17 protein-coding genes are annotated in these 20,686 nt (G+C 62.3%); 8 read left to right on the top strand and 9 right to left on the bottom strand.

Annotated elements, in window-relative coordinates; translation table 11 throughout:
* The first annotated feature begins 88 nt into the window (after positions 1-88).
* Positions 89-1,138, top strand: a complete 1,050-nt coding sequence (locus FFI16_RS09400) for a LacI family DNA-binding transcriptional regulator (protein WP_138815040.1) — start codon at positions 89-91, stop codon at positions 1,136-1,138.
* Positions 1,139-1,168: 30 nt separating this feature from the next.
* On the opposite strand, the gene FFI16_RS09395 is transcribed toward FFI16_RS09400, so the two are convergent.
* Entirely contained in the window at positions 1,169-3,151 is a 1,983-nt protein-coding gene (locus tag FFI16_RS09395) for a sigma-54-dependent Fis family transcriptional regulator (RefSeq protein ID WP_138815039.1), read from the bottom strand.
* 184 nt (positions 3,152-3,335) lie between these two features.
* On the opposite strand from FFI16_RS09395, the gene FFI16_RS09390 reads away from it, so the two are divergent.
* From FFI16_RS09390 to FFI16_RS09380, 3 genes are read left to right on the top strand one after another with little or no spacing between them, the layout of a single operon-like run.
* Positions 3,336-4,355, top strand: a complete 1,020-nt coding sequence (locus FFI16_RS09390; RefSeq protein ID WP_138815038.1) for a Gfo/Idh/MocA family oxidoreductase — start codon at positions 3,336-3,338, stop codon at positions 4,353-4,355.
* On the top strand, positions 4,352-5,131 hold the full coding sequence (locus FFI16_RS09385; RefSeq protein WP_138815037.1) for a TIM barrel protein: 780 nt from the start codon (positions 4,352-4,354) through the stop codon (positions 5,129-5,131). Before FFI16_RS09390 ends, FFI16_RS09385 begins: the two co-directional genes overlap by 4 nt.
* 19 nt (positions 5,132-5,150) lie before the next feature.
* Positions 5,151-6,077 carry a sugar ABC transporter substrate-binding protein gene (locus FFI16_RS09380; RefSeq protein ID WP_138815036.1) on the top strand — a complete coding sequence of 309 codons (927 nt, stop codon included), beginning with the start codon at positions 5,151-5,153 and terminating at the stop codon, positions 6,075-6,077.
* A gap of 126 nt (positions 6,078-6,203) precedes the next feature.
* Here the strand turns inward: FFI16_RS09380 and yghU are convergent, their stop codons facing one another.
* Genes yghU through FFI16_RS09360 form a run of 4 tightly spaced genes read right to left on the bottom strand, consistent with a single transcriptional unit; the run spans position 6,204 to position 12,831 of the window.
* The gene (yghU, locus tag FFI16_RS09375) at positions 6,204-7,040 is read right to left on the bottom strand and encodes a glutathione-dependent disulfide-bond oxidoreductase (protein WP_138815035.1); all 837 of its coding nucleotides are present in this window, start codon (positions 7,038-7,040) and stop codon (positions 6,204-6,206) included.
* A 2-nt stretch (positions 7,041-7,042) separates the two neighbouring features.
* A complete protein-coding gene (locus FFI16_RS09370) occupies positions 7,043-8,488 on the bottom strand; it encodes an efflux transporter outer membrane subunit (RefSeq protein WP_138815034.1) in 1,446 nt (481 codons plus the stop codon).
* Positions 8,481-9,650, bottom strand: coding sequence for an efflux RND transporter periplasmic adaptor subunit (locus FFI16_RS09365; protein WP_138815033.1), 1,170 nt, complete (start codon positions 9,648-9,650; stop codon positions 8,481-8,483). Before FFI16_RS09365 ends, FFI16_RS09370 begins: the two co-directional genes overlap by 8 nt.
* A gap of 1 nt (position 9,651) precedes the next feature.
* Positions 9,652-12,831, bottom strand: a complete 3,180-nt coding sequence (locus FFI16_RS09360; RefSeq protein ID WP_138815032.1) for an efflux RND transporter permease subunit — start codon at positions 12,829-12,831, stop codon at positions 9,652-9,654.
* 275 nt (positions 12,832-13,106) lie between these two features.
* Between FFI16_RS09360 and FFI16_RS09355 the strand changes: the two genes are divergently transcribed.
* From FFI16_RS09355 to FFI16_RS09345, 3 genes are all read left to right on the top strand, one after another.
* Positions 13,107-13,577, top strand: coding sequence for a MarR family winged helix-turn-helix transcriptional regulator (locus FFI16_RS09355; protein WP_256666241.1), 471 nt, complete (start codon positions 13,107-13,109; stop codon positions 13,575-13,577).
* Between the two features lie 83 nt (positions 13,578-13,660).
* A complete protein-coding gene (gene mug, locus FFI16_RS09350; protein WP_138815031.1) occupies positions 13,661-14,194 on the top strand; it encodes a G/U mismatch-specific DNA glycosylase in 534 nt (177 codons plus the stop codon).
* Positions 14,195-14,237: 43 nt separating this feature from the next.
* Positions 14,238-14,840 carry a glutathione S-transferase gene (locus FFI16_RS09345; protein WP_138815030.1) on the top strand — a complete coding sequence of 201 codons (603 nt, stop codon included), beginning with the start codon at positions 14,238-14,240 and terminating at the stop codon, positions 14,838-14,840.
* A gap of 5 nt (positions 14,841-14,845) precedes the next feature.
* Here FFI16_RS09345 and FFI16_RS09340 read toward each other — a convergent pair whose 3' ends face one another.
* Positions 14,846-15,613 (bottom strand): SDR family NAD(P)-dependent oxidoreductase, encoded by a 768-nt coding sequence (locus tag FFI16_RS09340; protein WP_138815029.1) that lies wholly within the window; start codon positions 15,611-15,613, stop codon positions 14,846-14,848.
* A gap of 138 nt (positions 15,614-15,751) precedes the next feature.
* On the opposite strand from FFI16_RS09340, the gene FFI16_RS09335 reads away from it, so the two are divergent.
* Positions 15,752-16,900: an aldose epimerase family protein gene (locus tag FFI16_RS09335; protein WP_138815028.1), complete on the top strand. Its 1,149-nt coding sequence runs from the start codon at positions 15,752-15,754 to the stop codon at positions 16,898-16,900.
* Positions 16,901-17,183: 283 nt separating this feature from the next.
* Here the strand turns inward: FFI16_RS09335 and FFI16_RS09325 are convergent, their stop codons facing one another.
* The 3 genes from FFI16_RS09325 to FFI16_RS09315 are packed head-to-tail and all read right to left on the bottom strand — an operon-like array spanning position 17,184 to position 20,686.
* The gene (locus FFI16_RS09325) at positions 17,184-18,188 is read right to left on the bottom strand and encodes a substrate-binding domain-containing protein (RefSeq protein ID WP_138815026.1); all 1,005 of its coding nucleotides are present in this window, start codon (positions 18,186-18,188) and stop codon (positions 17,184-17,186) included.
* Between the two features lie 38 nt (positions 18,189-18,226).
* Positions 18,227-19,090: an SMP-30/gluconolactonase/LRE family protein gene (locus FFI16_RS09320; protein ID WP_138815025.1), complete on the bottom strand. Its 864-nt coding sequence runs from the start codon at positions 19,088-19,090 to the stop codon at positions 18,227-18,229.
* Positions 19,091-19,105: 15 nt separating this feature from the next.
* Positions 19,106-20,686, bottom strand: coding sequence for an aldehyde dehydrogenase (NADP(+)) (locus FFI16_RS09315; RefSeq protein WP_138815024.1), 1,581 nt, complete (start codon positions 20,684-20,686; stop codon positions 19,106-19,108).

Here is a 20,686-nt window from a genome sequence, read left to right as displayed (position 1 = left end):
CAAGGCCTTGAATCCATTCCCTATCAAGCTATCATCCAGGCCCAGCGAGGCTTGATAGTTTTCTATCAAGACGCTTGAGAGGCCTGTGATGAACAATAATAAACGCCCGACCATCGCCACTGTTGCCGCCCAGGCAGGCTTGAGTGTGGCCACCGTCGACCGTGTGCTCAACGCCCGAGCGCCGGTGAACCCGCAGACCGCCGAACAGGTGTTCCAGGCCGCCGAAGCCGTGGGTTATTTTGCCGCACGGCTGATCGGCCAACGCATTCGTGAGCGGCGCCCCACTTATCGTTTCGGCATCCTGCTGCTGGGCACCGCCCAAGCGTTTTACGCCAACCTGGCAGCGTCGATCAGCCAGGCCGCGCAGCATCACGCCACGGCCAACCTCAGTTGCCAGTTTGAGTACATTCTCGACCGCACACCCAGCGCCATCGCTGCGCAAATCGAGCAACTGGCGGTGCAATGCGACGCGCTGGCCGTCGTCAGCTTCGCCCACCCATTGATCAACGCCACACTGGCGCAAGTTCGCGAAGCCGGCGTGCCGGTGGTCGCGCTGCTCTCGGATATCCACGAACACGCCTTGGAGCCGTATGTGGGCCAGGACAACCACGTGGTCGGGCGCACCATGGGCTGGTTGCTGGCGCGCACCTGCGGCGCACGCAAAGGCAGCGTCGGCATCCTGTTGGGCGGCCATCGTTTTCTCGGCCACCAGGCGCGGGTGGAGGGCTTGCACAGCTACCTGGCCGAGCATGCGCCGGGCCTCAAGCCGCTGGAGCCGCTGATCAACCTGGACAACAGCGATATCACTGAAGAAGCCACCCTCGACCTGCTCACCCGTCACACCGACCTGCGCGGCCTGTGCGTGGTGGGCGGCGGCGGTGACGGCGTGATCAATGCCCTGGCGCAACTGCCCAAACGGCCGGCGCTGTGCTGCATTTTGCAGGAGTCCACCGCGTTGTCGCGTGAGGCACTGGGCCGGGGTTTGATTGATGTGGTGATGGACTCGCAGCCTAGGCAGACGGCGACGGCGTTGATCGAATTGCTGGTGCAATTGCAGACCGCCGAGGTATTTGACCCACTGCGGCACAGAGTGCATATCCCACTGCAGATCGTGACCTCGGAAAACCTGTCCAACTGATACACAATTTGACCGGGTTTTGCTTGAGGGTTACTGCGAGCGAAAATCCCCGGCGCTCAACCCGAACCGGCTCATCTTGTTGTACAGCCCACCCCGCGACACGTTCAACTGCCGCGCAGCCAGACGGATATTGCCGCCGGCTGCCGTAAGCGCGGCGACGATAGCGTGCCGCTCATGGCTGCTCAGGTCCTGCGCGGGCTGAGGTTCGTAAGGGCGCAAGGCTGCACGCTGCTGGGTTTCGAGTGGCAAATCGGCCGCCTGGATCAACTCACCCATCGCCAGGTTGGTTGCCCGCTCAATGCTGTTTTCCAGCTCACGCACGTTGCCGGGCCAGCCGTAGGCCGAGAGCAACTCCAATGCATCCGGCGAAAAACCCTGAACCGCTTTGCGCATCGAACGGGCGCATCGATTGAGAAAATGCCGCGCCAGCAGCGGGATATCATCACGGCGCATGCGCAACGGCGGCACGGTCAGGTTCAAGACATTAAGGCGGTAGTAAAGGTCTTCACGAAACGCGCCCTCCGCCACCGCCTGGCTGAGGTTTCGATGGGTGGCCGCGATAATGCGCACATTCACTGCGCGGGAGTTTTTTGCGCCGACGCGGGTGACTTCACCTTCCTGCAATACCCGCAGCAAACTGACCTGGGCGTCGAATGCCATGTCGCCAATTTCATCGAGAAAAATGGTGCCGCCATCAGCCAGTTCAAACTTGCCCGCCGAGCCGCCACGGGCGGAACCGGTGAATGCGCCCTCGACATGCCCAAACAGTTCACTTTGCACCAGGTCCCGTGGGATCGCGCCGCAATTGACCGCCACAAACGGGCCTTTATGGCGCTCGCTACCGTTGTGAATCGCCTGGGCAAACAGCTCCTTGCCGGTGCCGCTTTCGCCGAGGATCAAGGTGGTGGAATCACTGCGGCTGGCGATACGCCCCAAGTGCAACGCGTCCTGGATCGCCCGCGAATTGCCCTGGATGGTTTCAAAGGTGTAGCTGGCCTGGGTGCCGATAATGCGCCGGGTGATTTCACGGATACGCCGGCTTTCGCGCAGCGACACAATCACCCCGCCCTGCTCCAGCGGGCATACCGACACCAGGCACGTCAGTTGGCTGCGGTCGTGCAGGTGGAAGGTGCAATCAAGGTCACGCACGCCCTCGCCGGCCCGCAGCAAAATGGCATCGCTCAGCTCACTGCGGCCCAGGCGCTGGAACGGGCTGCCGAGCAACTCCAGGCCGACGCGGAACAATTGTCGGGCGTAGCGATTGAGCGCCTTGATGCAGCCGCGCTCATCGAGCACCACCAAGCCTTCGTTGAGCACCTCAAGCACAGTCTGTTGCTCTTCCAACAGCGCTTGCAACGCCATCTGCCGCGCCACCGCCTCGGCGGCCGCTTGCACGGTGCCCAGGGTGTGAAAGTGAAACCAGCCAGGTTCGGCGGTGAGCGTCAGCATTGCAAGGGTCTGGCCCTGGGCATTCTTGATCGGCGCGGCGGCGCAATGCATGCGGCGCTCACGCAGGCCACTGCCAAAGTTCTCCTCGGCCAGCACGTACACCAGGCGGTCTTCGGCCAGGGCCAGGCCCGTGCAATTGGTGCCCTGTACCGATTCCAACAGGCGACTGCCGATGGGCGTGATATCCAGCCCGCAAAAATACAGGGTGGTGCCTTCAGCGTCGGTGAGGTTGATATGCCCGCGCGGGTTGTAGGCGAGCAAGCCGCGCATGACCTGCGCCGCTGCAGCGATCAGTACGCGGTGGGTCGTCAGGGTTGCCGTCAACACGTCGGGGGCGACAAAACGGTATTGGCTGTCATCCGCGCTGATACCCGCCTCGACACTGCGCCGCCATGAATCCCAGATCACCTGCCGAACTTCAGTCGGGCGCTCGACCCTACCAGCCAGACACGCCTGCCATGCGTGTTCGAGCGCAGGTATCGGGCCTTCGTTCAGGGATGCCGGCCCCAGGGCCGTGAGGTAGTCAAGGTCTTGCACGCTGAAAGCCATGGGAACGGGGGTCATTTCGGCAGTCCATGTTCATGTTTTTGACATGTCAGTATAGACATGTCATCTGAATGAACACATTTTGTCTTCAGAGTTTTATAAGCCCTTAAATATCAACTAGTTAAATATTGGCACAGTGCTTGCTCTTTACCCATAGCCGCTGACAACTGTCCTGCGGCCAACAATAAAAAGGGGTCATTGCATGAGTACACAGAACATCCGCCTGGGTTTGATCGGTGCCGGTCGCATGGGCAGTTTCCACGGGCTGACGGCCGCCCGGCACATCCCCGGCGCCTGCCTCGCCGCCATCGCTGACCCCACGCCCGGCCAAGCCGCGCGCCTGGCGGCGGAGCTGGGCGTGAACACGGTCTACACCGACCCACAACAATTACTCGACGACCCGAATATCGATGGCGTCCTTATCGCCGCCCCCGCCCGTAGCCACGCCGAACTGGTGATCAGCGCTGCCCGCGCCGGCAAGGGCATCTTTTGCGAAAAACCCATGGCCATCACCCTCGATGAAGCCGACCGCGCCATCGCCGCCGCTGCCGATGCTTGCGTGCCACTGCAGGTCGGCTTCAATCGGCGTTTTGCCAAGAGCTTCCGTACCGCCCACCTTGATGTGGCAGCCGGACGCATTGGTACGCCGCAACTGCTGCGCTCGCTGACCCGTGACCCGGCGCTCAACAACCCCGCCAACTCGCCGCAATGGGTGATCTTCCTCGAAACCCTGATCCACGACTTCGACACCCTGCGCTACCTCAACCCGGGCGCCGAGGCGGTGCAGGTCTACGTGATGGCCGATGCGCTGATCGCGCCGCAATACAAGAGCAAAGGCTTCCTCGACACCGCCGTGGTCACGATCCGTTTCGACAATGGCGCCATCGCCACCGCCGAAGCCAACTTCCAAGCGGTGTACGGCTACGACGTGCGTGGCGAAGTATTCGGCAGCGCCGGCATGCTGAGCATGGGCAGCCTCAACGAGTCTGACCTGGTGCGCTACCTGGCCCAAGGGATCCAGGCCGACACCCAGCGCATGGACACCGACCTGCTGCGCGACGCCTACATTGCCGAGCTCAACCACTTCGTCGAGTGCCTGCGCACGGGCGCCAAGCCTCTGGCCAGCGGCGAAGACGCACGTGCGGCCCTGGCGATTGCCCGCGCCTGCATCGAGTCATTCGAAACCGGCCAGGCCGTGGCCGTGCCAGGAGCCCGCCGATGATCCCGTTCAAACTGGCGGTCAGCGCCGAAATGGTGTTTCTCGACCTGCCCTTCATCGAACGCGTAAAGCGCATTCATGCCCTGGGGTTCAGCGCCGAAATCTGGAACTGGACCCATAAGGACATCAGCGCACTGGCCGCTACCGGCACCGACTTCACGTCCATGACCGGCTACATCAGCGGCACCCTCACCGACCCCGATGGCATCCGTCAGTTGCTCGACAGCGCCCGCGAGTCCCTGGGTGTTGCCGCACGCCTGAACTGCCCCTGCCTCAACCTGCATGGCACCGGCCTGGGTGACGGTGGCCTGCCGGTGCAGCCGGTGGGCCAGACCACCGGGCGCATGTGGCTGAGCGCATGCAAGACCCTGGAAAAAATCGCGCGGCTGGGCGAAGACGCCGGCCGCGTGTTCCTGCTGGAAAACCTCAACACCGACGTCGACCATCCAGGCGTGCCATTCGCCCGTGCCGACGACACCCTGGCGCTGATCGAAGCCGTCGGCAGCCCGCACCTGAAGATGAACCTGGACCTGTACCACGCGCAAATCGGCGAGGGCAACCTGATCGAGCTGATCCAGCGCGCAGGCAGCGCCATCGGCGAAATCCAGGTGGCCGATGTGCCGGGTCGCAAGGAGCCCGGCACCGGCGAGATCCACTACCCGGCCATTGCCAGGGCGCTGCACGCCATCGGCTACAGCGGCGTGGTCGGCCTCGAAGGCTGGGCCAGCGGCGACAGTGAGCTGGCGCTGCAACGCTTTCGCCAGGCCTTTACCCTATAACAATAAAAGGAACACCCGCATGCCTCGTTACGCATTGATCGTTGCTGCTTTTTTACTGCTGTTCAGCCAATGGACCTTCGCCGCCTACCGCATCGGCGTGAGCATCGCCCGGGTTGACGACAACTTCATGACCTACGTGCGCACCGGCCTCGAAGCCGCCGCCAAACAACAGGATGTACAGATCCAGTTCGAAGACGCCCAGGGCGACGTGGTACGCCAGCTCAATCAGGTCGAAGGCTTTCTGAACCAGAAAGTCGACGCGGTGATCGTGCTGCCGGTGGACACCGCCGCCACCGCCAACATGACCCGCGCCGCCGTGGCCGCGAAGACGCCGCTGGTGTACGTCAACCGCCACCCGGACGAACGCACGCTGCCCAAAGGCGTGGTCACGGTGGCCTCCAACGACATCGAAGCCGGGCAATTGCAGATGCGCTACCTGGCGGAAAAACTCGGCGGTAAAGGCAATGTGGCGATCATCATGGGCGACCTCGCGCAAAACGCCACCCATGACCGCACCGAAGGCGCCAGGCAAGTGCTCAAAGACTTTCCGGGTATCAAGGTGGTCGAGCAACAAAGTGCCGAATGGCAACGCAGCAAGGGCATGGATTTGACCAGCAATTGGCTGCTGGCGGGCACCCAGTTCGACGCCATCGTGGCCAACAACGATGAAATGGCGATTGGCGCGGCCATGGCGTTGCAGCAGGCGGGCAAGGCCAAGGGTGAAGTCGCGATTATCGGTATCGACGGTTTGCCCGATGGCCTGGCGGCAATCAAGCGCGGCATGCTCACTGCCTCGGTGTTTCAAGACCCCAAGGCGCAAGCCACACAGGCCGTGGAGTCGGCAATTCGGATGATCAAGGGCGAGCCGATTGAATCGGAGGTATGGGTGCCGTTTGAGTTGATCAAGCCGGAACAGGTGGCGGTGTTTGAGCAGCGCTACAAATAGATCGGAACCTGTTGAGATCCAAATGTGGGAGCGGGCTTGCTCGCGAAAGCGCAGTGTCAGTCACCCTTTTTATAACTGACCCACCGCATTCGCGAGCAAGCCCGCTCCCACATTTTTGACCGAATTTCAGTCCAGGTCGGTGGCGTCGTGACGCTCAGCCAGTTGTTCCGCAGGCTCGCCGGAAACCCGGTTCACCCGCCGCCCACGCTGCACCGCCGGCCGGGCTTCAATCGCCTCGGCCCAGCGCAGCACGTGTTTGTACTCATGCACCGACAAGAATTCGGCTGACGCCCCATACAAACGGCCTTTGACCAAGCCGCCATACCAGGGCCAGATCGCGATATCGGCGATGGTGTACTCATCGCCTGCGATGTACTGACTCACCGCCAGGCGCTGGTCGAGTACGTCCAGTTGACGCTTGGTTTCCATCGCAAAGCGGTTGATCGGGTATTCCATCTTGCTCGGCGCATAGGCGTAAAAATGCCCGAAGCCACCACCCAGGTACGGTGCGCTGCCCATCTGCCAGAACAGCCACGACAAACACTCGGCCCGCGCAGCAGGCTCGGTGGGGAAGAACGCGCCGAACTTTTCGGCCAGGTAGTGCAGGATCGCACCCGACTCGAATACCCGAATCGGCGTGTCACCACTGTGGTCCATCAAGGCCGGAATCTTGGAGTTGGGGTTGACCGCCACAAAGCCGCTGCCGAATTGGTCGCCGTCGCCGATCTTGATCAGCCACGCGTCATATTCCGCGCCGGTGTGTCCCAGGGCCAGCAGTTCTTCGAGCAGGATGGTGACCTTCTGGCCATTCGGCGTGGCCAGGGAATACAGCTGCAACGGGTGTTTGCCGACCGGCAACTCTTTCTCATGGGTCGCACCGGCAATGGGCCGGTTGATGCTGGCGAAAGTGCCGCCACTTTCGGTGTCCCAGGTCCATACCTTCGGGGGTACGTAGTCGCTCATACTCACTTCTCCTTGGTTTCAATACTGTTCGATGCAGCCAGTTGGGCCACGTTCCATCCGCCACCCAGCGCCTTGATCAGGCCCACATTAGCGCTTAATTGCCGGGTTTGCAGTTGCAGGACACTGCGCTTGGCTTCCAGCGCCGCCACTTGCGCGGTCACCACATCCAGATAGGCCACGGCGCCCTGGCGATAACGCGAGGTCGACAGGTCTTCGGCGTATTGCGCGGCGGCGGCCGCGTCACGCTGGTCATCCAGGGCACTGCCCAGGCCTGCGATCTGCGACAGGTTGTCTTCCACCTGCTCGAAAGCGCCGAGCACCACGCCACGGTATTTGGCCGCGGCCTCGTCGGTGGCGGCCTTGGCGATATCCACCTGGGCCTGGCGCGCGCCGCCATCAAATATCGTACCCACCAAAGACGGGCCGATGGCCCAAAACAGATTCGGCGCGCTGAGCAAACGGGCAAACTCGTCACTCTGATAACCGCCCTGGGCACTCAAGGTGATCTGCGGGAACCACGCGGCCTTGGCCACGCCGATACGCGCATTGGCCGACGCGATGCGACGCTCGGCAGCGGCAATGTCCGGGCGGCGTTGCAGCAGGCTCGATGGCACGCCGGTGGGCACGTTGGGCAAGGCAATCGGCGCCACATTGACGGCGACGGTGTAGGTTGATGCCGACTCACCCAGCATGGCCGCAATCGAATGCTCCAACACTGCCCGTTGTACCAGGCTCTGATTGAGTTGCGACTTGACCGTCGACAGCTGCGTGCGCGCCCGCGCCACGTCCAGCCCGGAGACAATGCCGCCGCCGTGCAGGCCTTCGGTCAGACTCAGGGCTTTGGTGTAGGCGTCGCGGGTCTGCTCCAGCAGTTGGTTCTGCCAGTCGATGCCACGCAGGCGAATGTAGCTGTCAGCCAATTGCGCTTGCAGGCTCAGGCGTACCGACGCCAGGTCAGCCTTGGCCGCCTCCGAGTCGCTGGTGCCGGCCGCAACCGTGTCGCGCACGCGGCCCCAGAGGTCGACTTCATAGTCCACCTCCAGGCCCAGCGTGGCGGAGTTGTAGACGGCGGGCGAGGTGGCCGAGCGCAGCGGTTTGGTGTCCGACTGGCGAATACGCTGGCCGTTGCCGATGGCCGAAAGCTTGGGGAACAGGCCCGAACGGTCCTGGGCCAGGAACCCCTGGGACTGCTGGTAATGCGCAAGTGCCGCACTCAGGTCCGGGTTGTTGTTCAGCAACTGCTGCTGCATCGCGTCCAGCTGCGGGTCGTTGTAGATGCGCCACCAGCCATCACGGCTGGCCTGGTCGTTGGGCGCACCGACGGTCCACGGGCCTTGGGTGTGAAACTGCGCGGCGATGGGTGTTGGCGGCACTTCAAGCGGCGGCGCCAACGAACAGGCACCCAGGCTCAGGGTGGCGAACAGACCCAGCAGGTTGCGCTTAGCCATGGGGTTTGGCCTCGGCGGAAGCGGCAGCCAACTGCACCGAGTCATCATCGGCCAGGCCATCCGGCGGCGTATCGATCACGCGGTCAACCGCTTGCAGGCCGCTGGCGATCTCCACACTGTCGCCAAAGTCACGGGCGATGGTGACGGTCTTGAAGTGCACATGGTCCTGGCTGTCGAGGGTGGCGACGCGCATGCCTTTGTCATCGAACACCAGGGCACTGGACGGTACGCGCAGCACGTCGGCCTGCACCGGCAAATCAAACTGCACGCTGGTGTAGCCACCGGGCAGCAGGCGGCCGCCGGGGTTGTCCACCAGCAGTTGCACCAAGGTGCTGCCGGACGCGGCGTTGACCGCATCGGCGGTGGCGATCACCTTGCCGGTGAAGGTTTCGCCGCGATACTCCGGCACACTCAGGCGCGCCGTGGTGCCTTCGCGAATCTGCGGCGAGAAGGTCTGCGGCACCTGCACATACACGCGCAGGCGGCTGACGTCGGCCACGGCAAACAGCTCTTTGCCGGCGGTGCCGCCGGCGCTGATCAACGCGCCCACGTCGGTGCTGCGCGCGGTGACCACACCGGCAAACGGCGCGACCAGATGCTGGAAGCCCTTGGTCGCCACCAACTGCTCGACATTGGCTTTGGCCGCCGTCACTTTGGCCTGTTTGGCGGTCAGGTCGCCGGTGCGCTCGTCGACGTCCTGACGCGACACCGAGTCGGTCGCGAGCATCGCCTGCCAGCGCTTGGCGGTGGTTTCGGCCAGGTGCTCATCGGCCTGAGCCGAGGCCAGGGTGGCGCGGGCTTGCAGCAGTTGCTGGTCGAGTTCCGGGGTGTCGATTTCGGCCAATACCTGGCCGGCTTTGACGCGCGTGCCGATGTCGACATTCCAGGATTTCAGGTAGCCATTGACCCGGGCAAAAATCGACGCCCGCGAATAGGCCTCCATGCGCCCCGGCAGGTTGAGTACCGGGCCTTGCGCTTGCACCACCGGCTTGACCAGGTTGACGCTGGGCAGTGCCTGCGCGTCGGTCCAGGTCTTGAGATCACGGGATTCACTGGCCCGCACGCTCAAGCCCACACCGACGATGACCACCACCGTCACCGCGCCCACGATCAGCCACAGCAGGCCACGGGACGACTTTTTTTGAGCAATGGAAACGGACATGTCAAACCCCTTGGGAAACGGTAGTCGCCAGCGTGGCGTGTTGGCGACGCCCGTGGACAAGACTGAAAATCAACGGAACCAGAATCAATGTGGCGATGGTGGCAAACGCCAGGCCGCCGATCACCGCACGCCCGAGCGGCGCGTTCTGCTCGCCGCCCTCGCCCAGCCCCAGAGCCATGGGCGCCATGCCGATGATCATCGAGATGGCGGTCATCAACACCGGCCGCAGCCGCGTGAAACCGGCCTCCAGCGCGGCCTGCACGGCATCGCCATGCACGGCCAGGCGCTCACGGCAGAAGCTCACCACCAGGATGGCGTTGGCGGTGGCCACGCCCATGCACATGATCGCCCCCGTCAAGGCGGGCACCGACAGCGGCGTATGGGTGACAAACAGCATCCACACAATGCCCGCCAATGCCGCCGGCAACGCGGTGATAATCACAAACGGGTCGGCCCAGGACTGGAAGTTGACCACGATCAGCAGGTAGATCAGCACCACCGCGCCCAACAGGCCGAACAGCAAGCCACTGAAAGCCGCGTTCATGGTCTGCACCTGGCCCTGCAAAATCACCTTGGAGCCGGTCGGCACTTCACCGGCGTGGGCCGCAATAATTTTCTGGATATCGGCAGCGACGCCACCCAAGTCCCGATCCTGAATCGCGGTCAGCACCTCAACCACCGGCTGGATATCCGACTGGCTGAACACCGAACTGCTGTGGCTGCGCTGGATATTCGCCAGGCCGCCCAGGGTCTGGTCGGTGGCCGCGCCATTGCTGCCGCTCAGCGGCAGGTTGTGCAGCGCGGCCAGGCTTTCCAGGTTGTATTGCGGGGTTTGCATTACTATCGGGTAGGAAATGCCGTTGGCCGGGTTGAGCCAGAATGTCGGCGCCACCTGACTGGAGCCCGCCAAGTTGACCACCAGGCTGTTGGTCACATCACGTTCGGTAAGGCCGACCAACTGCGCACGGGTGCGGTCCACGTCGATATTGAATGTCGGCAATTGCCGCGACTGCTGGATGCGCGCATCCACCACACCCGGTACCCGGCGAATATCACGCAGTAGCGCGCTGGCATAGGTGAAGTTGCCCGCCAGGTTATTGCCGGTGATTTGCAGGTCGATCGGTGCTGACGAACCGAAGTTGAGGATCTGCCCGACAATGTCCGAGGCCGGGAACGAGAACACCGCGCTGGGAAATTCCCGTGGCAGGCTTTCGCGCAGTTGGCGCATGTACTCGGCGGTCGGGCGGTGGCCTTCGTTGAGGCTGATCTGGATATCGGCGTCCTGGGAACCCACGGTGCCGGTGTTGTTGTACACCACGTTGATACCGCTGATGGACAGGCCGATGTTGTCAACCAGGGCTTTAAGTTCCTGGGCCGGGACTTTGCGCCGGATCGCGTTTTCAATGTCGGCAATCAGGTGCGCATTACTCTCCACCCGTGTGCCCACCGGAGCGCGCACGTGCAACAAGATCAGCCCGGAATCGACCTCGGGGAAGAAGTTGCGGCCCAGGAACGGCACCAATGCAAACGACACGGCGACAAACGCCAGCAGGCCGATCACCACCGCGCGACGATGGTGCAAGGCGCTGTGCAATACGCTGTGGTAACGCTCGCGAAAGGCTTCAAAGCGCTTCTCGAAACCGCGCTGGAACTTCACCAGCGGGTTGCGCGACGGCGCATGCCCATCCTCGCCGTGTACGTGGGGCTTGAGCAGGTAGTTGGCCAACGTCGGCACCAGGGTTCGCGACAGCAGGAACGAGGCGATCATGGCAAAGATCACTGCTTCGGCCATCGGCACGAACAGGAATCGCGCCACACCATCAAGGAAGAACATTGGCACAAACACGATGCAGATACACAGCAGCGAGACAAACGCCGGCGTCACGATCTGCGCCGCACCGTCGAGGATTGCCGTCTGCACCGGCTTGCCCTGCTCCAGGTGCCAGTTGATGTTCTCGATGGTTACCGTGGCATCGTCCACCAGAATGCCGACGGCCAGCGCCAGGCCGCCGAGGGTCATGATGTTCAGGGTTTCACCGAGGGCAGACAGCGTGGCAATCGAGGCCAGGATCGCCAACGGGATCGAGGTGGCAATGATCACCGTCGAACGCCAACTGCCGAGGAACAGCAGGATCATCAGGCTGGTCAGCGCCGCCGCGATCAAGCCTTCACGGGCCACGCCGCTGATGGCCGAACGCACGAACAGCGACTGGTCGCCGATCAAATCGATATTCAAGTTGGGTGGCAACGCAGCCTTGTTGTCGGCAAGCTTTTCCTTGATCCCGGCGATCACGCCCAAGGTCGACGCCGAACCGGTCTTGAGCACCGGCAGCAGCACCGAGCGGTTGCCGTTCACATGCACGATGTTGGTTTGCGGCGGGTTGCCGTCGCGAACGGTGGCGACGTCACGGATCAGCACGGTGGTGCCGTCGGCGGTCTTGATCGGCAGGTTTTCCAGGTCATGGAAGTCCGACGGTGAGTTGTTTAGTTGCAGGTTGAATTCGTAGCTGCCGATCTTCTGGGTGCCCACCGGGGTGATCAGGTTCTGCGTGGCCAGGGCGGTGGCGACGTCCTGCGCCGACAGGCCACGGGCTTGCATGCGCGCCGAATCGAGGTCGATCTGCACCTGTCGGCTCTTGCCGCCAAACGGGTATGGCAGGGCCGCGCCGGGCACGCTGGTGAGCATCAGGCGCACCTGGTTCAGGCCAATATCACCCAGGCGCTGTTCGCTCAGGCCCGGCCCGGACAAAGCCAGCTGAACGATCGGCACGGTGGAGGCGCTGTAGTTGAGCACCAGCGGCGGCACGGTGCTGGGCGGCAATTGCCGCAGGATCGCCTGGGACACCGAGGTCACCTGGGCGTTGGCGGTACTGATGTTGACGCCGGGCTGGAAGAAGATTTTCACAATGCCGTAGCCGTTCATCGACTGCGCTTCGATATGGCGAATGTCGTTCACGGTGGTGGTCAGCACCCGCTCGAATGGCGAGGTGATGCGCCCCGCCATCTGGTCGGGCGGCAAACCGGTGTACTGCCAGATCACCGCAATTACTGGAATGCGGATTTCCGGGAAGATGTCGGTCGGCGTGCGCCAGGCCGCCAGCGGCCCGACAATCAGGATGAAAATGGCCAATACCACAAAGGTATAGGGGCGCAGCAAGGCGATGCGCACGAGGTTGAGCATAGGAAGTGATCCAGACAGGAGATTGGTCGGTCAAGCAGGCTTCGCCATGCCGTTTTCCCGCCTCGCCCCATGCACTGCCTGGGGATTTTGCAACGACATCCAGGTCACAAAGAGGCATATGCCACGATATCGAATTTAGTGGCATACGCAACTAATTTGTTTCAAGCTGTCTCAGTATTCATCTGGAACGTCAGTTCGGTCCGAAAGGCCTTGTCCTGACAGGTCGCGCAGGCATAATCAGTCGCGTCGTGTTTTGTATCAGAGAGTATCTGCCCTTGAAATCTGCCCCGCCTTGCTCCGAGAGCCCCAGCGCCTGCGTCAACGGTGCCGTGCGCCGCACCTCGCGCCGCCTGGGCCAGATCTATGACGAAGCGTTCGCGCCCTGCGGGCTAAAAGCCACGCAATACGCGCTGCTCAACCGTATCGCCAAAGCTGGCACGCCAAAGATGGGCGAGCTGGCACAAACCCTGGTGATGGATTTGTCCGCCTTGGGCCACACGCTCAAACCGCTGGTACGTGACGGCCTGGTGGAGTTGCGCGTGGACGAACTCGACCGGCGTACCCGCCGCGTGCTGCTGACTGAACACGGCAAGCGCACCCACGTGGCGGCCAAGCGTATTTCGACGCAAATGGCCGAACGCTTCGATCAGGCCTTCGGCCGTGAAGCCGCGGCGCAACTGCGTCAAACCCTGGACTTTATCGCCTCCGACGAATTTGCCCGCACGCTGTTGGCCAAGGACGCTTAAGCGCACCACCGTGACAGTGAAAATGCGCCACTGGCCCGCAGCTTTACCCAATGGCTGCTGATGCGTTTGCAGGTAGACCCAACATGAGTGACAGACTCGAAGACATCCTCACCGAACACCTGAACCTAGTGTTCTGCGGCATCAACCCCGGCAAAGGCTCCGCCGCCCTGGGCCTGCACTTCGCCAACCGCAGCAACCGCTTCTGGCGTACGTTGCACCTGGCTGGTTTCACGCCCCATGAGATCCGCCCACAAGAGGGGCGCACCTTGCTCAACTATCGCTGCGGCCTGACCACACTGGTGGAGCGCCCAACGGCGAGTGCGGGGGAATTGGCGCGGCATGAGTTCAATGACGCCGCGGCTGCGTTTGAACAGAAAATCCGCCGCTGCCAGCCACGCTTCGTGGCCTTTTTGGGCAAGGTCGGTTATAGCGCCGTGTCTGGCCAGCGCGAGGTTGCCTGGGGGCTGCAGCCGCAGTTATTGGGCGGCGCAGCGGTATGGGTGCTGCCCAACCCCAGTGGGCGCAACCTGGCATTTAGTCTGGAGCAGTTGGTGGATGCCTATCAGCAACTGTGCAAGGCCATTGCGCAGGACGATCCAGAGCCCTTAATCTCCTGATCCCATCACCTGAAAGCATTCACCTGAAAGCAACGGAGGCTTCATGAAACTGGTCGGCATGCTGGACTCGCCTTACGTACGCCGTGTGGCAATATCCCTGGAGCTGTACGGCGTGGAATTTGAGCATCAATCGGTGTCGGTGTTCAGCACCTTCGAGCAGTTCCACGCGATTAACCCGGTGGTCAAGGCGCCCACCCTGGTGCTGGACGACGGCACACTGCTGATGGACTCCAGCCTGATCCTGGACTATTTCGAAGCCCAGGCCCGCGCCGACAAGAAGCTGCTGGCGCAAGCGGCCGGCGCCCGCGCCCAAGAGCTGCACGTGCTCGGGCTGGCCCTGGCGGCCTGCGAGAAAACCGTGCAGATCGTGTATGAACACCATCTGCGCCCGGCAGAAAAACTCCATGAGCCGTGGGTCGAGCGCGTGACCGGGCAACTGCTGGCCGCCTACTCACTGCTGGAAAAACACCTTGCCCAACCCTCCGACGGGCCGCTCACCCAGGCCGCGCTGACCACGGCAGTCGCCTGGTCATTCACCCAGTTTAAACTGCCGTCGGTGCTCGACCCCAAGGCCTTCCCCAACCTGCAACATCACGCGCAGCGGCTGGAACAGCACCCGGCCTTCAAGCGCTACCCCATCGAGTAACGGACTTAGACCCAGCCGCCATCCACAATAAAGTTCTGCGCCGAACACATCGCCGAGGCATCGGAGGCGAGAAACAACGCCATATTGGCGATGTGTTCGGGCAGCACGCTGCCGGGCAGGCACTGGCTGCGGCTGATCAGTTCCTTGGCCGCGTCGTCGACCCACATCGCCAGTTGTTTGTCGGTCATGACCCAGCCGGGCACCAGGGTGTTCACACGGATCTGGCTGGGCCCCAGCTCACGTGCCAGGGCACGGGTCATGCCATGGGCCGCGGCCTTGCTGGCGGCGTACACCGGGTAACCGGCAGACGCCATCATCCACCCCACCGAGCCCAGGTTGATGATCGCCCCGCCGCCGGCGCGTTTCATCATCGGCACCACGGCCTTGGCGGCAAAGAACGCGTGCTTGAGGTTGACCGCGATCAGCCTGTCGAACATCGCCGAATCGACTTCTTCCAGGGTGTGACGCACGTCGTTGGCCGCGTTATTGACCAGTACAGTGATCGGCCCCAGCGAATGTTCAAAGCGCTCGATCGCCGCCTTGTAGGCGATTTCATCGGTGATGTCGCAACACACGAATTCAACCTTGTAGCCCTGGGAATACAACAGCGCGGCCAGCCGCTCACCCTGGCTTTGCGCCCGGTCCACAAAACCCACCTTGGCCCCCTGTGCGGCGAACGCGCGCACCAGGAATTCGCCGATGCCTGAGGCACCACCGGAAACCAGAACGGTCTTACCCTCAAGGTCGGGGTAAACAGCCTGCTGAGTGGTCATATAAAGGTCGCCTCACTTAATTAGTCTTATTTTATTTTGCAAACAGGCAGTAAAAGGCTATAAATCTGCTGTTGCAGCGACAAAATATCGCACATTAGTAGAACTATTCCACTGAAAACAACAAAAGGAAGTTCGACCATGAAGCACCCTCGTCACCTGCTTTCCGGCCTCGCCTTGTCCCTGCTGATTGCCAGCGGCGGCACCCAGGCTGCGGGCCTCACCAGCGAGCACAAACCCTTCGGCAAAACCAATGACGGCACCGCCGTCGAGCAGTACATCTTGCGCAACAGCCACGGCATGCAGGCCACGGTGATCACCTACGGCGGTGTGTTGCAGTCACTCAAAGTGCCGGATAAAAACGGCAAGGTCGATGACGTAGTACTGGGTTTTGATGACGTGCAGGGCTATCAGAGCGGCACGGCCTTTTTTGGCGCGACCATCGGGCGCTTCGGCAACCGCCTGGCGGGCGGTGCGTTTGAGCTCGATGGCAAACGCTATCAGGTGCCGCTCAACGACGGGCCCAACTCACTGCACGGCGGCGCCCAGGGGTTTGACAAGCAGGTGTGGAAAGCCGAACCCGTCAAGGGCAAGGACTCGGTCGGCGTCAAGCTCAGCTACCTGTCCAAGGACGGTGAAATGGGCTTCCCCGGCAACCTCAAGACCGAGGTCACCTACAGCCTCAACGATCACAACGAACTGCACATCGACTACAAAGCCAGTACCGACAAACCCACGGTGCTCAACCTCACCAACCACAGCTATTTCAACCTGGCGGGCGCGGGCAATGGCGACATTCTCAAGCAGGTCGCGACCTTGCATGCCAGCCATTACACACCGGTAAATGCCACCCTGATTCCGACCGGCGAGCTGGCACCGGTCAAAGGCACGCCGATGGACTTTCTCAAACCCACGCCGATCGGCCAGCACATCAAGGACGAACATCCGCAGCTCAAATTTGCCGAGCCGAAACAAGGTGGGTTTGACTTCAACTGGGCGCTCGACACCCAGGGCGATATCAAGCAACTCGCCGCCGAAGTTCACGACCCTGCTTCCGGCCGGCGTTTGCAGCTCTACACCAGCGAGCCTGGGGTGCAGTTCTACACCAGTAACTTCCTCGATGGCACGGTCAAGGGCAAAGGCGGCAAGACGTATCAGCACTGGAGTGCTTTTACCCTCGAGACCCAGCACTTTCCCGATGCGCCCAACCAGCCCAAGTTTGCTTCGACTCGGTTGAATCCTGGGCAGACCTATAGTCAAAACACTGTGCTCAAGTTCTCTGCCGACTGACGGTTGGTGCGCCGAGGTGTAGGAGCCGGCCCTCGCTACTGGCACCTCGGTTTTTCCATGTAACGGGACGGAAGCCGGGGCAGCTTGGTCAGCGAAAAGGATATAAAGGGCCAGAGCAACAGCAGAGCCATACTCGGTCAACTGTGGGAGCTGGCTTGCCTGCGATGGCATCACCTCGGTACATCAGGCACACCGAGTTGAGGCCATCGCAGGCAAGCCAGCTCCCACAGAAAAGCAGATCCCAGGTGAATGTGAATCCGCTTTTCACTTTTGTTTTAACCACTCATTGCCACAACCCAATCTTCGTCAGCTCTTGCTTGAAGTTCTCCCGCGTAATCAGCGTCACCTCGTCCATGGCTGTGTACTTGGGCGGCTCCGTCCCCTTGGTGACCCACTCATACATCATCAACGCAGTGTTGTAGCCCTCGATATGCGGACTAGGCAGCATCGAACCGAAAAAACCACTGTCGGCTTTTTTCAGCTCACCGATGGCGTCTGTGCCATTGATGCCGATACCGATCACATTGGCTGCAGCAAAACCGGCCGTTTCCGTAGCGCGCACACCGCCGAGCACCGTGTTGTCGTTCATGCCGCCGATGATCAGGTTCTTGGCACCGCTGGGCAGCTTGACCAGCGCCGAGTTGGTGGCATCCATGCTGCCTGGTACGTCGAGGGTCTTGGCAGCGGTGAACAGAATGTGGTCTTTGGGAAAGCCAGCGTCTTCCAGGGATTTGACCGAACCGTCGGTGCGTTTTTTACCCGTGTCGAGTTCGTTAAAGGTGTTGATCACCGCATAGGTGTCCTTCCAGTCCCAACCACGTTTTTTCGCCTCAGCCGCCATCGCCGCGCCCTGCTTCTGGCCGACTTCAAACGCGGCCATGCCCAGGTACGGCACGTCCTCCATAAAGTTGCCCTTGGCATCAACGAAGCGATCATCCACCGCAATCACTTTCAGGCCGTTGGCCTTGGCCTTGGCGACGATGGCCGGGCCCAGCGACACGTCCGGTGGGCAGATCACAAAACCCTTGGCGCCGTTGGCCGCCAGGCTGTCGATGGCCGACAGGGTTTTCTCGCCATCCGGCACCGCGATCTTGATCACGGTAAAGCCATGCTCCTTGCCGGCTTTTTCGGCAAACGCCCATTCGGTCTGGAACCACGGTTCTTCAGCCTGCTTGACCAGAAAACCGATCTTCACCTCTTCAGCGGCCTGCAGCAGGCCGCTCAAGCTCAGGGCCGACACCGCCACAGCGGCGCAGCACAGGGCACGGATACCTCGACGATGATTCATATGGATGACTCCTTGTTGTTGTTTTTAGGTCTTGGGGTTTAACCAGCAAAACGGTGACAGGGCTTGCCTGGCACATCGACCTCGATGGCCAGCAGCGCGCCATCGAGCGGGTGATTCAAGGGGCTGGCGGCGCTGGTGATATAGAGGGTGGTGAGATCGGGGCCACCGAACACGCAACTGGTGGGCCGACTGACGGGCAACTCGATAATACGGTCGACCTCACCGGCCGGCGTCAGGCGTAGCAGGCAACTGCCATCCCAACGGGCGTTCCAGATATAGCCATCCGCGTCCATCGCCGAGCCGTCCGGGCCGCCGCGCTCATGCGCGCCGAACCACACGCGTGCAGGGTCGAGCAGGCCGTTTGGCTGGATCGAATACCGGTACAACGTGCCGTCCATACTGTCGCCGAAATGCACGTGGGCGCCGTCATCGCTCCATAGCAAGGTGTTGGGAATGCCCAGTCCGCTCAGCAACGGCGTGACGTGTGCGTTGGCATCGACGCGAAACAGACCGCCGCTACGCCGCGTAATCGGCAAGTCTTCACCCTGCTCACCGATATTGTTCTGCATGGTGCCCAGCCACAGGCGGCCCTGGGCATCGCAGCGCGCTTCATTGCCACGGTTACCCGGTTGCGGGTCGGCCACGCACAGCAGCGTGAGGGCTTCGGTTTCCAGGTTCAGCCGGTACACGCCGCTGCTCAGCGTGACCAGCGCATCGCCGCTTTCACAGGGGATAAACGCCGAGACGTGCTCGGGCAACTGCCAGATCTGCAGTTGCCCGCCCATCAGGCGCAGCGCCTGTTTGCCGGCGATATTCACCCAATACAGCGCCTGGGTCGGCACGTCCCAGAACGGGCCTTCGCCCAACTGGGCACGGTGCGCAGTGACTGCGGTACACGACATAAAAACCTCCTGATGTTACAGCGGGTCGCGCGATGGCGTGCCATCCACCAGCCGCTGGATGCGCAACGGGTTGGCGTTTTTCAACGCGTCGGGCAGCAGGCTATCAGGGTAATTCTGCAAGCACACCGGGCGCAGGAAACGGTCGATGGCCAGGGTGCCGACCGAGGTGCCACGGGCATCGGACGTGGCCGGGTACGGGCCGCCGTGAACCATCGAATCACACACTTCCACGCCGGTCGGGTAGCCGTTGAGCAGGATGCGTCCGACTTTCTGTTCCAGCAGCGGCGTCAATTCAGTGAACTGCTGCAGGTCGGCCGGTTCAGCAATGAGCGTCGCAGTGAGCTGACCATGCAGGCCGTGCAAGGCCGCGCTGAGCTGGGCCTGATCGGCGACCTCGACAAACACCGTGGCAGGGCCGAACACCTCTTCCTGCAACACCTCATCACCGTCGATCAGCAAGCGCACGTCGGCCTTGAACAGCTGCGGCTGCGCCTGGTTGCCTGCCTGGGCGCTGCCCGCCAGGTGTTGTATGCCAGGGTGCGCCAAGAGTTTTTCCAGGCCTTTGCCATAGCTGCCCAGCGTGCCGGCATTGAGCATGGTTTGCGCCGGCTGTTCACCGATCAGTTGCGCCACCTGTTGGGTAAACGCGCTGAACTGTGGCGAGGCAATACCGATCACCAGGCCAGGGTTGGTGCAGAACTGGCCACAGCCTTGCACCACCGAGGCAGTGAGGTCGCGGGCGATGGTCTCGGCCCTGGCGTGCAAGGCCTGGGGCAGCACAATCACCGGGTTGATGCTCGACATTTCGGCAAACACCGGAATCGGCTGCGGGCGTGCCGCCGCCATATCACACAGGGCACGGCCACCCTTGAGCGAGCCGGTAAAACCCACGGCCTGGATCGCCGGGTGCTTGACCAGCGCCTCACCGACGCCGCCACCGAAGATCATGTTGAACACACCCGCCGGCATCTCGGTGGCCTCGGCCGCGCGGATGATTGCATCGGCCACCCGCTCAGCCGTCGCCATATGCCCGCTGTGGGCTTTGAACACCACCGGGCAGCCGGCCGCCAGCGCGGCGGCGGTGTCGCCGCCGGCGGTGGAAAATGCCAGGGGGAAGTTGCTCGCACCAAACACCGCCACCGGGCCGAGGCCAATGCGGTATTGGCGCAGGTCCGGGCGCGGCAAGGGTTGGCGGTCGGGCAAGGCCCTGTCGATGCGCGCGCCGTAAAAGTCACCACGACGCAGCACCGTGGCGAACAGGCGCATCTGGCCACTGGTGCGCCCGCGCTCGCCGTTGATGCGCGCAGCAGGCAATGCCGTTTCGCGGCAAACCAGTTGGATAAAATCATCCTCCAGCGCATCCAGCTCATCGGCCACCGCCTCCAGGAACTGCGCCCGACGCGAGGCACTCAAGGCCCGGTACGCAGGGTACGCGGCAGCGGCGGCCTGGGCGGCGGCATCCACCTCGGCGGGCGTGGCCTGATAGAACTCCTGAGGCAAGGCCTCGCCGGTACTGGCGTCGACGCTTTTTAGGGTGATGCTGCCCTGGGCGCTGCGCTGGCCGCCGATGTAGTTGTGGCCGAGAAACGGATTCAT

The organism is Pseudomonas sp. KBS0710 (assembly GCF_005938045.2).
Classification (GTDB): Bacteria; Pseudomonadota; Gammaproteobacteria; order Pseudomonadales; family Pseudomonadaceae; genus Aquipseudomonas.
The sequence above is the reverse complement of the archived record's forward strand: the minus strand, read 5'-3'. Positions and strand labels throughout refer to the sequence as shown.